The sequence below is a fragment of the Pseudoalteromonas luteoviolacea genome, assembly GCF_000814765.1.
GTDB lineage: Bacteria > Pseudomonadota > Gammaproteobacteria > Enterobacterales > Alteromonadaceae > Pseudoalteromonas > Pseudoalteromonas luteoviolacea_H.
The window spans coordinates 97,123-109,804 of sequence record NZ_JWIC01000005.1; the positions used below are offsets into that span (position 1 = coordinate 97,123).

Here is a 12,682-nt window from a genome sequence, read left to right on the forward strand (position 1 = left end):
TTCTATAAGTAACCTTCTAGAATATAGAGGTTACTTATAAAGATGAGTTATTAAACACCAAGTAAACTATTCAGTGCCGAGTGCACTTGCATCTTGGCTTTTTCTTCAGAATAAGGCGTGACAGCCAAAAGCGGAAAATCAAGACGTTGCTTGAGCGTCTCTAGGTTCGCGTCATATTCTGCCATATTTGGATCAATTTGATTGGCAATCCAGCCAACACATTTTGCGCCTGACGCCTCAATGGCTTGGGCCGTTAAAAACGCATGGTTTAAGCAACCTAACTTCATACCAACCACGAGAATAACCGGTAGGTTTTGCTCTGCAACCCAAGTAGATAAAAAGTCTGTATCATTGATTGGCAATGCCCAACCACCTGCACCTTCGACCATGGTAAACTCAGCACCTAGCGTAGACACATCAGCCAGTTTATTCGTCAAATCCTGTTTTGAAATATGCACATCAACGCGACTTGCTGCAATATGCGGTGCTATTGGCGGCGCAAAGCAAAACGGGTTAATTTGCTCATATGTACCATGCACATTAGCCGCTTCCATTAAAGTTAAAGCATCTTCGTTGACCAACTCGCCAAATGCTTCTTCTGCACCAGCAGCAATGGGCTTAAAACCAAGGGCCTTTTTCTTTTTTGAGACTAGATACTTCAGCAGCAAACTCGTAACATACGTTTTGCCAACTTCAGTATCTGTGCCGGTAATAAAAAACTGACTCATTATTTTGTTAACTCCAAAAATGCCACTTCGTAACTAACATGGGCAAAGCCATCGACGAGTGGGTAGGCTTTTAACAAAGCCTGATAACTTTCCTTGCCCACTAAGCCACGACGCGTATCTGTATTATTTAACTGGTTTGCACCGATGCTTTTAACCGACTTCAGCGCCTCGCGTGGGGTGTTGTAAATATCAACCAAACAACGTTTACTCATCGACCGGATCGAAAACCCAGCCTGCCTTGCAATCTGCTGTACGTCTTCAAATCGTGTAAATTGGTTTACATGACAATGGCCATCTACACCCTGCCAAGCTTTAGCAATTTCACGTAAAGAGCCATCAATAACAATGGATAAATGCGCACTGCCACCAGCCTTTAGCACGGTATTCAGACGAGTAAATAATGCAGGTAGGTCACTGCTCCACTGCATCGCAAAATTGCTAAACACACACTCAACAGACTGAGCTTGCAAAGGCAGTGCATCCATATCCGCACACACTTTCATGGCAGACTCAGGGCCTTGTTTCAGCATGCCTTCGCTCAAATCCAATGCCACTAACGTATCGCACTTTTGAGACAATACGCCGTGATGTTGCATTGGCCCCGCCCCCAAGTCTAACATGGTGTTGTAGCGACGGTTTAAACCGGCAAACAGAATTTCGGCTGAGCGCTGTTGTACATTGGCGTGCTTAATGTACTGAGCAGACGCGCGTGAAAACTTATCTGCAATATTCACTTTTAACATCGCACTCATATTACCTCCTTGAGGCATTCCACCAAGTATTCGATGTCAGCTTGCTGGTGCGCAGCGGTCAGTGTTACACGTAATCTGGCCGTATTGTGTGGCACCGTTGGCGGCCTAATTGCAGTCAGCCAAATACCTTTTTGTGCAAGGCTTTGCTGCACATTTAGGGTGCTTTGCGCATCACCCAAAACAATAGGCTGAATCGCACTATTGGATGCCTGTACTGGAATACCCGCATCCCTACAAAGCGCTTTAAATTGCGTAATATGGCGATGTAGTACATCACGAGCATTATGACTATCACATAATCTTGATAACTGCGTCGAGGCAATTTCAGCTAAAGCTGGCGACATGGCCGTTGAGTAAGTATATTCACGGTTAAACTGTACCATGTAATCAATCACTCGTTTGCTTGAGAGCACAGCAGCGCCTTGACATCCCATGGCCTTACCGAATGTGATCACTAAAACATCAGGCCTCACACCGGACTCGACAGAGCCTAAGCCTCTTTCGCCACACACCCCGAAACTGTGGGCATCATCAATCATCAACCAAGCACTGTGGGTATCAGCCAAAGTCTTCAGCTCATGCAACGGCGCACCATCGCCATCCATTGAGAAAATACCTTCACTGACAATAAGCTTGTTTTGGACACGTGTTTTTTCCAAGCGTGCACGCAAATGACCCATGTCGTTATGATTAAACCTGACTAACTTAGCGCTGCTGTTCAGCCCACCATCGATGAGGCTGGCATGATTGAGCTTGTCTTGAAACATAGCGCTGTCTTGGCCAGCCTTATTATCATGAAATAAAGTGCTGAGCACACTAAAATTAGCGCCAAAGCCACTGGCAAATAACATGGCTCGCTCGTAGCCGAGCAGCTCACACAATTTGGCCTCTAGCAATCGGTGGGTGCGCTGATATCCAGTGACCAACGCTGAGCTTCTACTGCCAGCAACGAAGTCTCCAGAAATAGCTTGATCTCCAAGCGCTAAATAATCATTACTGGCAAAGTTTAAGTATTGCTGCCCATCAACTTGAATATGACGAGCAGACACTTTATCTATGCAGGTACGGCGACGCTGCAATGCGTCACGTGCTTTGTCTTCTAGCGCTTGATCTATAAATTCAAACGCCATTTATTTTGCTTCGTAGAATAGCTCTGACGTTGCTTTGTCTGCAATTGCAGAGTTAAGAGACGCTTCATACGCTTCATCTGAGTAGTCTTCACGAGTCTCAGGCTTCATACCTAGCTTTTTAAGTAGGTTCATATCCGCATCTGCTTCAGGGTTTTCTGTAGTTAATAGCTTATCACCATAGAAAATCGAGTTTGCACCAGCAAAGAAACACATTGACTGCATTTGCTCATTCATCGCAGTACGACCTGCTGATAAACGCACATAGCTCTCTGGCATCATGATACGTGCCACAGCAATAGTACGGATGAACTCAAAATGATCTAAATCATCCACATCTTCAAGCGGCGTACCCGCTACTTTAACTAGCATGTTAATTGGTACACTTTCTGGTTGCTTTGGTAAGTTTGCTAACTGCATTAATAAACCATAACGGTCCGCAGCCTGCTCACCCATACCCACGATACCGCCAGAACAAACCTTCATGCCTGCATCGCGCACGTGATCAATGGTATTTAGTCGGTCTGCGTAAGTACGTGTTGTGATGATCTGCTCGTAATACTCAGGTGAGGTATCTAGGTTATGGTTGTAATAATCAAGACCGGCGTCTTTTAAAGCATGTGCTTTTTGATTATCTAGCTTACCTAGGGTCATACATGTTTCTAGACCAAGTGCGCTGACTTCTTTAACCATTTTTTCAATGTATGGCATGTCTCTGTCTTTTGGATCTGACCAAGCAGCACCCATACAAAAACGCGTTGCGCCCTTTTCTTTTGCCAATTTTGCTTGGTTAACAACCTTTTCAACTTCCATCAGTCGTTCTCTTTCTAGGTCTGTTTTATAATGACCTGACTGCGGACAGTATTTACAATCTTCTGGACATGCGCCTGTTTTTATAGACAGAAGAGTAGAGATTTGGACTTCATTTTGTTTGAAGTTTTTGCGATGAACGCTCGCAGCATAAAATAGTAAGTCGTTAAAAGGCATTTCAAATAATGCTTTTACTTCTGCGTGTTTCCAATCGTGACGAACGATGCCATATTCCATAACTTAATCTCTTCTTTTTCTGGTTTTTTTCGCCAGATAATTTGACGGTGATTGGCTTAGTCTACTTCTTGCTTTAGTATTGTCAACGAGTGATGAGCAAACAAGGTTTACAAATGAATAAAAATCAACCAATCGATCTGAATTTTGACAAAGCCCACATCTGGCATCCTTATACGTCAATGATCGATCCGCTGCCTGTTTATCCAGTGACACACACAGATAAAAACCGCATATTTCTCGAAACGGGTGAGTCTCTGATAGATGGTATGGCCTCTTGGTGGAGCGCCCTGCATGGTTACAATCACCCAAAACTTGTTAAAGCAATGACCGAGCAAGCCAGTCAAATGAGTCATGTGATGTTTGGCGGCATTACTCACGCACCTGCTGTCAATTTATGTAAAAAGCTCGTTGAGATCACACCAAAGTCCCTACAACGGGTATTTTTGGCTGACAGTGGCTCTGTGAGTGTTGAAGTGGCCATTAAAATGGCTTTGCAATATTGGCTGAGCCAAGGCCATCACTCTAAAAATAAATTAATGACGGCCAAAAAAGGCTACCATGGTGATACCTTTGCTGCCATGAGTGTCTGTGATCCAGTCAACTCGATGCACAGCATGTACCAAGGCTTTTTACCTGAGCATATTTTTGTTAATGCACCGCAATCTAAGTTTGGCGAAGAGCAAAACGACGCTGAACTAATCGCCTTAGAAAATACATTTAAGCAACACCACAATGAGCTTGCTGCCTTCATCATTGAGCCAATTGTGCAAAACGCGGGCGGTATGAACTTTTACAATGCCGAATATCTTAAAAAGCTGCGCGAATTGTGCGACCAGTACGACGTGCTGTTAATACTTGACGAGATTGCCACAGGCTTTGGTCGTACCGGTAAAATGTTTGCTTGCGAACATGCTGACATTGCACCAGATATTTTGTGTATCGGCAAAGCATTAACAGGTGGATGTATGACGTTATCAGCCACCTTAACGACAGACACAGTCGCGCTGGGAATAAGCCAAGGTGAAGCAAAAGTATTGATGCACGGCCCAACCTTTATGGGTAACCCGCTGGCTTGTGCAACGGCAGTTGCCAGTCTTGAATTGCTTGAAGAAACGGATTGGCATGGCAATGTCACCCGTCTTTATAACGCAATGCAAGACTTACACCGCTGTGAGTCACTCGAGGCAGTCAAAGAAGTCAGAACACTCGGTGCCATTGGGGTCGTTGAACTATTTGATGTGGTCGATGTAGCAAAAATTCAAAAATTCTTTATCGAAAAAGGATTATGGATCCGCCCATTTGGCAAACTGATATACATTATGCCTCCTTATATCACTTCTAATGACGACATCGCTCAGCTAATCGATGGTATCTATCAAGCGATTGAGCAAAAAGCCTACTAAAATCATAAGATATCAACATATGCTTAGCGTATATGTTGATATCTTATATCTCCAAGTGATTATTTTTCACACAAGCCTGTATAGAATCCAATCACATACGATAAAAACTATTATTTTTTCAAAACCTTTAATGATTTGTACCTGAATTTACTTCAAGTTTTTGCTACAATACGCCTCTTTTTTAAAATCTAGCAAGCCGAGAAGTAGTAAGTATGCAACAATCCGTCCAATTGCAGCCGGCAGAGGCCTATCAGCCACCTCGCTTTACTGTGTATCAACACCGTCAAATTGATAAGATCGAACAGCTTGATAAGCTGCCTGAACACCTGCGCTTTCAAATGAAAGTCGTTGCGAACGTATTCCCATTCCGTGTAAATAATTACGTTATCGACGAATTGATTGATTGGGACAAGGTACCTAATGACCCAGTGTTCCAGCTAACATTCCCACAGCGCGGTATGCTTGATGACGAGTCATATGATGAAATGGCTGCTTTATTAAAGCGTGAACATACGCCAGAAGAAGTATTTGAGCTGGCAACTAAGCTAAGACAAAAGCTGAACCCACACCCAGCAGGCCAAATGGACAAAAACGTACCGTCTTTTGAAGGCGAAAACGTTGCAGGTGTGCAACATAAGTACAAAGAAACAGTATTATTTTTCCCTGCGCAAGGTCAATACTGCCACTCTTATTGTACTTTCTGTTTCCGTTGGGCACAGTTCGTTGGTAAAGCAACACGTTTCAACAATAACGATGAAGAGTTGCTACACAGATATCTAGAAGAGCACACTGAAGTGACAGATCTACTGATGACGGGTGGCGACCCTATGGTAATGCGTACTGTGAAGTTACGTAAGTACCTTGAGGCACTCAAAGAGCCAAGATTTGATCACATCCGTACTATTCGTATCGGTACTAAGTCTTTAACTTTCTGGCCATTCAGGTACGTCACTGACCCAGATGCAGAAGATTTATTGGCACTGATTAAAGAACTTGTTGACGCTGGTAAACATGTTTCGTTTATGGCACACGTAAACCATAAGCAAGAACTTCGAACTGATGTTGCAAAAGAAGCAATTAAGCTTATTCGCAAAACGGGTGCACAGATCAGAACCCAAGCGCCTTTACTTAACCACTTAAATACAGATCCAAATATGTGGGCTGAAATGTGGAAAGAGCAAACGCAAATGGGCATGATCCCTTATTACATGTTCATCGAGCGTGATACAGGTGCAAAGCGTTACTTTGAATTACCGTTGCACAAAACATGGGAAATTTTCAGAGATGCATACAAGCAAGTATCAGGTGTGAGCCGTACAGTGCGTGGTCCATCAATGAGCGCAGGCCCAGGTAAAGTCGAGATCTCTGGCGTAACAGAAATCAACGGCGAAAAAGTATTCGTTCTACGCTTTATTCAAGCACGTAACCCTGAGTGGGTACAACGTCCATTCTTTGCAGAGTTTAACGAAAACGCGCATTGGCTAGACGACTTGAAACCAGCATTTGGTGAAGAGAAATTCTTCTGGCAAGAAGAATACGAAGCGATGTAAAACATAAAAAAGCCGACTTAAAAGTCGGCTTTTTACCATTCAAACATATGTGCCATTTTACTGATGGTTTTCAGTGCAACCCCATGCTGGTTGCGTTTCGCATATAAGTGTTGCAAGGACTTATCTTTCACCTCACCAACAATGACTTCTTTCACTTGATAGCCCATCGCATGCGCTGCACTGACATACGCGATAAATTCCCACTTTTTGATGTTGGTATTATCCAAAATAACCAAAGGAATACCTTCTGAAAGCGCATTGATAAAGCGCGCAATATTCAAGTTGTGATATTGCGGCAACTTCGCCTTATTGAACTCATAATTGCCCTGCTCGTCTGTAAAATAATCATCTGTAGAGCAAATTGTATATTGTGATTGGTCACCAGCCACCAGCTCGTCGGCTAATGTTTGCGCATAGTGTGTTTTACCAGAACCTGGTAATCCTCTTAAAATAAAAGCTTGTTTCATTTAATGAAAATTCATTCCGACTTTTTTTATTAATAACCGGGCTATAATGCCACAAAAATCGACCTTCGCACAGTGCTCTATGCCGCTCCATTCACGGTGACAAGCCAATTTTTAGCCATTGTGGCTAAATTTTTTTTAAATTGGGCCATTTGGTAGTTTTTTTATGTAGCCAACGGGGGTAAGATATCGATCACGTGACTCCAAACACAACAAGCAAATTGCGTTAAAAAAACGAGTCACCGCAGAATTTGCGCTCAGTGCATTGAAATTTGCACTGATGAGCATATATAAACAAAAACTAGCTGGGCAATATAAGCCCTTTTTACAAATCATTTTGGAGTAAAGATGAGCCACATAGCGATAACGGAGCTACTAGCAGGCACCGTTGCGGTAGACAGCCAAGTTACAATCAAAGGCTGGATCCGTACACGACGCGATTCAAAAGCGGGTATTTCATTCCTTGCCGTCCACGACGGTTCTTGTTTCGACCCTATTCAAGCAGTAGTACCTAATTCGCTTAATAATTATGAAGAAGTAACTCGTCTTACTGCTGGTTGTTCTGTTGCAGTAACAGGTGTACTTGTAGAGTCTCAAGGTAAAGGCCAAAGCTTCGAACTACAAGCAAACTCTGTTGAGGTATTAGGCTGGGTAGAAAACCCAGATACATACCCAATGGCAGCAAAGCGCCACTCTATTGAATATCTACGTGAGCACGCACATTTACGTCCACGCACTAACGTTATTGGTGCGGTGACACGTGTTCGTAACTGCCTATCACAAGCAATCCACAGATTCTTCCATGAGCAAGGTTATATGTGGATCAGCACGCCAATCATTACAGCGAGTGACTGTGAAGGCGCAGGTGAAATGTTCCGCGTATCTACGTTAGACATGAATAACTTACCTCGCACAGACAAAGGTGATGTTGATTACAACGAAGATTTCTTCGGTAAAGAAGCATTTCTAACAGTATCTGGCCAGTTAAATGGTGAGACGTACGCAAGTGCAATGTCTAAAATCTACACCTTCGGCCCTACGTTCCGTGCAGAAAACTCAAACACGTCTCGCCACCTAGCAGAATTTTGGATGGTTGAGCCTGAAGTTGCATTTGCTGACTTAGACGATGTGGCAAACCTTGCTGAGAGCATGCTTAAATATGTGTTTAAAGCAGTATTAGAAGAGCGCCGTGACGACATGGAATTCTTCGCTCAACGTATCAACAAAGAAGCGATTTCTCGTCTTGAGAGCTTTGTAGATAAAGACTTTGCTCAAGTTGATTACACAGATGCCATCGAAATCTTAAAGGCGTCTGGTAAAAAGTTTGAATTTGACGTTGAGTGGGGTGTAGACCTTCAGTCAGAGCACGAACGATACCTTGCTGAAGAACACTTCAACGCACCAGTCGTTATCAAAAACTACCCGCGTGACATCAAAGCATTCTACATGCGTCAAAACGAAGATGGTAAAACAGTTGCAGCAATGGATGTTGTTGCACCTGGCATCGGTGAAATCATCGGTGGTTCACAGCGTGAAGAGCGTTTAGACGTACTTGATGCGCGCCTAGAAGAAATGGGCTTAGATAAAGAAGATTACAGCTGGTACAGAGACCTTCGTAAATACGGTACCGTACCACACTCAGGCTTCGGTCTAGGTTTCGAGCGTCTAGTTGCTTATGTAACAGGTATGGGTAACGTACGTGACGTTATCGCATTCCCACGTACTAAAGGCAGTGCAACTTACTAATTCAAATTCGTTTGATTATAAAAAGCTCTGTTTTTACAGAGCTTTTTTTATGTCTTGCTACCACCTAACTTTAGTATGTTAACTTGCACACCTGGATTCTGAGGCAAGCTCAGAATGACGTAGTTGGGTATCAAGATTGATAAGGATCCAGACAAGCCCAAAGTGTCAGCACTGCAATTAACACCGTCACTTTGAACCTGATTCAGTGCCTATTTTTTGGCCTGCGATGTATCATTTAACACACAGGCGATAGGCTCAATGAATAAAACAATGTGGGCTCGTTTTTATTTATTCAATACATAGCTCTTACAAGCACCTAGATCAGTATATCGATGTGCATGACCTAAGGTTTCTGGCGCAACACCGTGTAAAGGTCCGCCGTTCACACGCCAGTTTTTACCTTCAAAGCTGACTACATCCCCTGTGCTATAAACACTTGGGTACGGCTGCCACTGCTCAGCACAAGGCTGACACTTAGGCAGCTCTTTAGCAATCACATCTAACAACTTATATTCATCGTCTCTTGAGTCTTGGTGCAATTCCCAAATAAAGATGCCTGGATAACCATTTTCAGACACAAAATCGGTTTTTGTTTTTAACAACTCAGGCGTTTCCCAAAAATGTACATAGTTATCTAGCTCATAGTAGCCTTGGTTGTAATCTACGCCCTCGCCTTTTACTATCGTATCAACAATTTCCCGTGCAGTTAGTGTTTTGACAGGACCACTAACTAACGGGAATGATTTATTGTAAAACGGCACACCTAGACTGGTTTTAGCCACATCATATTTGGTGATCATGCTTTGGCTCCACTCTGCCGGATGCACTAATCCGCCATGGATATATTCCCAAGCTGCATGGTGGTTTTTAGGTGAGCCGCCCCAACCTCCCGTATAGTCATACGCCATAAAACGAATAATGTCTGCATGGTCATCTAAATCTTTATGAAAGTTAATACCTGACCATCCACCCGCTTGCACATCCACAGATACTTCTAGGTGCGATGGCAGCTTTTCTCTCAGCTCCTTAACAAGCTCCAGAAGGTATCCACTCTCAACCGGATTTGGCTGATTATAAGTGCTCCAGTCTTCCCAATCGACATCGATACCATCCAATTTATGTAACTCGGCATAGGCAACCAAGTTATCAACAAGATTGCTACGTGCAGCGGCATCCATAGATAGAAAATCAACGCCAGCGCCACCAACAGATAGCATTACACCCGTATTGTTAGCATGCGCATGTTCAACAATATCATCGATATATCTATCAGCCTGTGTCGTATCCATCGTGCCATCAGGACGAGGGTAAGCAAATGCAACGATTATGTGCGTAAGTTGATCAGTCGCTAAGTCTTTAACATCCAACTCACCGCCAGCAGGATAATCCCAAGTAGAATAAAACCCTTCAACCCTTGGGCAAGACTCTACAGCGCTCGCACTCATAGTGATCGTTCCAAAAACAGCAGCGGTTATTGCCGCCATACAAGTTCGTTTAAACATAACCTTTCTCCATGTTGTAAAAATGTATCCTTAATTTAAGTAACATGAATACAGGTCATAGAATATTGAATTTTTATACCGACGATTTTTTAACAACTCAGTACGTTAATGCTATTAAAGACAACAAATAAACATCGGTATCTAGACACACAGACAATCGCAAGAATATAAATATTATTTAATGTCTCGTATTAAACGCATGGCTTTTCATCACAGTAGCTACGAGTCTGAATACGCTTACCCAAGCTTCTCTTAGCTCTTGATTCCATTCACTTCCAAGCCCTTTTTTCAGGGTATAAAGCAATGCATTTCCAACAAATGTAAAATGCTCCGCTTTAACCCCATAACCTACATGTCTCTCTGCCAACTTATGTAAAACTGGAACAAGTCCATCGAGGTCATCCAGCGAATTCACAGCAACCTTCAGTGTCGCCATTAACTTTTGCCCTTGGCTTTTTATGCTATTTTTGAACAACGCTTTCAGTGACGGGTCATATTCGAATAACGTTGTATAAAATATCTCTGCTGCTTGTTCAGCGATCGGCTCTACCTTTGCGAAACTTTGCTGCACCAGCTGCTTTTGTCTCGTTGTTAAACTCATTCTGACACTCATACATTATTGGTATTTTTACAACTCTAGACCCTATATCGCCATCTTGCTAATAATACCTATATGAACAACAAACTAAGATATTCCCCCAATTGGTTTCATACACTTCTTAATGAGAAAAAATCAATTTACACCATAAGAGATTGATTAAAGTCCCATCTATTTTTTGTGCGGACCAATTAAACAGCTGGTTCTTGACATTAAAAGCTTAAGTCAGTTTATTTAACGATTATCAGAAAATGAATTTAATGGATCTAAAACAGGATAAATGGCGTCTTAGCTGTATATTACTGGTGAACTGTTGAATCATTTTTTATGTAAATAAGAATAACCGAGTAAGCTCATGCCGCCTTGAGGCCAATTGCACAAAAGACACTTACGTATCACAAATACTCGTAAGATTTATAGACACTTTAATCTTTATGTAATATCAAAATTGACGTACTCAACAACCAACTGTAGCCCGATTATAAGCGTACTGACTTTATTTTTAGAGCAGAAACAACCCCGCTGGCTAGTAAAAAGCCAGCTTGATGTGATTATTTTTTCCTAGAATAGAAGTTAGCAAAGATGAAATCTCGCTCTTCAATGCTTGCATGACAATTTGAACACATGTGCTTAATGGCTGGCTCACTGCCTTTTCCCGACAAAATAATTGTCCCTTCTTTATCGAATTGCACATACTCCCAATCACCAAACCCTTTTGAATATCCCTTTTCACGCTTTATCATCATTGTAACAGTCAATGCGTCGTGTGGCGCACCAGATTGGGAAGAAAAGTTCTCCTTCAACACAATTGTACCCGGTTGGTACGGCTTAAAGTTGGGCTCTGCAACTTCGTCTTCATCCTCTTCTTCATCGTAATCTTGATAATACCGGAGATATTCTAAATAGTTATTTTCGTAGACTTTCACATCTTGGTTTAAAAAGACGACAATAAATTGCTGCCAGTGTAAGCCTGAATGCTCAAACCCTGTCACCCTATGCCATTGAGTTCTATAATCTTTTAACGCTTCTTTGTATTTCTCTGGCATTTTGAAAGGATATACGCCAAACGGATTTGCTAAAACTGAACATGCACACAAACCAATACTGACACATAGCATTTTGATTATACGAGTCATGTTTAATTTTCCTAGTTAAGAGCAAGCTTCAAAGTGGCGCGCTTTTTACCTTTGTACATCACATCAACGCTGGTTTCTTGCCCTTTTGCCAATTTGAGCTCAACCAAATCATATTTAGGAATTTGCAAAACAAATTCAGTGTGCGTGCCAACATCAAGGTTAATCGGGTACACCTTTTGTTTTTTCGTAAATGGCAGAACTTGATATGCATCGGAGTTTACATTAGCGATATAGCTACGCATTTTAGGGTGGATTTTACACCCTATTCTAGTCAAGGTATTCTCGCTCCAGTCGGCAGACACTTTGGTAGTCTGGCCTTGATTCATCAAGCCAACGTCGAACTTTACCCCAGAATTTGGGTCATTGGCGAAAATATTGTGCTGAAATTCATCGGAATTCTTAAATGTAATCTCACCATTTTTACCTATCACAACGGCTTTTTTATCAAACACCTTATTAGACTGATCAAGCTCTGCTGTACTTGGTCCCTTTCCTCCTTTTGCGTAAACAACCCCAACAAAAGATGGTCTCTTAACAAATTCCAACTCCCCAGTTAATACTGCTGCATGCGCCGAAAACATCGAACATAAGCTTATGCCAATTAACATATACTGTTTCATCTCTACTCC

The 12,682-nt window shown here is 42.4% G+C and carries 12 protein-coding genes; 3 read left to right on the plus strand and 9 right to left on the minus strand.

Annotated elements, in window-relative coordinates; genetic code table 11:
- Nucleotides 1-50: 50 nt before the first annotated feature.
- The 4 genes from bioD to bioB are packed head-to-tail and all read right to left on the minus strand — an operon-like array spanning nucleotide 51 to nucleotide 3,654.
- The gene (gene bioD, locus JF50_RS08015; RefSeq protein ID WP_023401731.1) at nucleotides 51-728 is read right to left on the minus strand and encodes a dethiobiotin synthase; all 678 of its coding nucleotides are present in this window, start codon (nucleotides 726-728) and stop codon (nucleotides 51-53) included.
- A complete protein-coding gene (locus JF50_RS08020; RefSeq protein ID WP_039608950.1) occupies nucleotides 728-1,480 on the minus strand; it encodes a methyltransferase domain-containing protein in 753 nt (250 codons plus the stop codon). Before JF50_RS08020 ends, bioD begins: the two co-directional genes overlap by 1 nt.
- Nucleotides 1,477-2,610 (minus strand): aminotransferase class I/II-fold pyridoxal phosphate-dependent enzyme, encoded by a 1,134-nt coding sequence (locus tag JF50_RS08025; RefSeq protein ID WP_039608951.1) that lies wholly within the window; start codon nucleotides 2,608-2,610, stop codon nucleotides 1,477-1,479. Before JF50_RS08025 ends, JF50_RS08020 begins: the two co-directional genes overlap by 4 nt.
- A complete protein-coding gene (gene bioB, locus JF50_RS08030; protein WP_039608952.1) occupies nucleotides 2,611-3,654 on the minus strand; it encodes a biotin synthase BioB in 1,044 nt (347 codons plus the stop codon).
- A 113-nt stretch (nucleotides 3,655-3,767) separates the two neighbouring features.
- Between bioB and bioA the strand changes: the two genes are divergently transcribed.
- A complete protein-coding gene (gene bioA / locus JF50_RS08035; RefSeq protein WP_039608953.1) occupies nucleotides 3,768-5,057 on the plus strand; it encodes an adenosylmethionine--8-amino-7-oxononanoate transaminase in 1,290 nt (429 codons plus the stop codon).
- Between the two features lie 212 nt (nucleotides 5,058-5,269).
- Nucleotides 5,270-6,607 (plus strand): KamA family radical SAM protein, encoded by a 1,338-nt coding sequence (locus JF50_RS08040; protein ID WP_052262186.1) that lies wholly within the window; start codon nucleotides 5,270-5,272, stop codon nucleotides 6,605-6,607.
- Between the two features lie 32 nt (nucleotides 6,608-6,639).
- On the opposite strand, the gene JF50_RS08045 is transcribed toward JF50_RS08040, so the two are convergent.
- The gene (locus tag JF50_RS08045; RefSeq protein WP_039608954.1) at nucleotides 6,640-7,074 is read right to left on the minus strand and encodes an AAA family ATPase; all 435 of its coding nucleotides are present in this window, start codon (nucleotides 7,072-7,074) and stop codon (nucleotides 6,640-6,642) included.
- Nucleotides 7,075-7,419: 345 nt separating this feature from the next.
- Here JF50_RS08045 and asnS point away from each other — a divergent pair, with 345 nt between their 5' ends.
- Entirely contained in the window at nucleotides 7,420-8,817 is a 1,398-nt protein-coding gene (asnS, locus tag JF50_RS08050; protein WP_039608955.1) for an asparagine--tRNA ligase, read from the plus strand.
- A 284-nt stretch (nucleotides 8,818-9,101) separates the two neighbouring features.
- On the opposite strand, the gene JF50_RS08055 is transcribed toward asnS, so the two are convergent.
- The 4 genes from JF50_RS08055 to JF50_RS08070 form a co-directional block, all read right to left on the minus strand.
- On the minus strand, nucleotides 9,102-10,319 hold the full coding sequence (locus JF50_RS08055; RefSeq protein ID WP_039608956.1) for a glycoside hydrolase family 18 protein: 1,218 nt from the start codon (nucleotides 10,317-10,319) through the stop codon (nucleotides 9,102-9,104).
- A 178-nt stretch (nucleotides 10,320-10,497) separates the two neighbouring features.
- Nucleotides 10,498-10,920 carry a globin family protein gene (locus tag JF50_RS08060; protein WP_039608957.1) on the minus strand — a complete coding sequence of 141 codons (423 nt, stop codon included), beginning with the start codon at nucleotides 10,918-10,920 and terminating at the stop codon, nucleotides 10,498-10,500.
- A 548-nt stretch (nucleotides 10,921-11,468) separates the two neighbouring features.
- Nucleotides 11,469-12,053 (minus strand): cytochrome P460 family protein, encoded by a 585-nt coding sequence (locus JF50_RS08065; RefSeq protein ID WP_039608958.1) that lies wholly within the window; start codon nucleotides 12,051-12,053, stop codon nucleotides 11,469-11,471.
- An 11-nt stretch (nucleotides 12,054-12,064) separates the two neighbouring features.
- A complete protein-coding gene (locus JF50_RS08070; protein ID WP_039608959.1) occupies nucleotides 12,065-12,673 on the minus strand; it encodes a hypothetical protein in 609 nt (202 codons plus the stop codon).
- Between the last annotated feature and the right edge of the window lie 9 nt (nucleotides 12,674-12,682).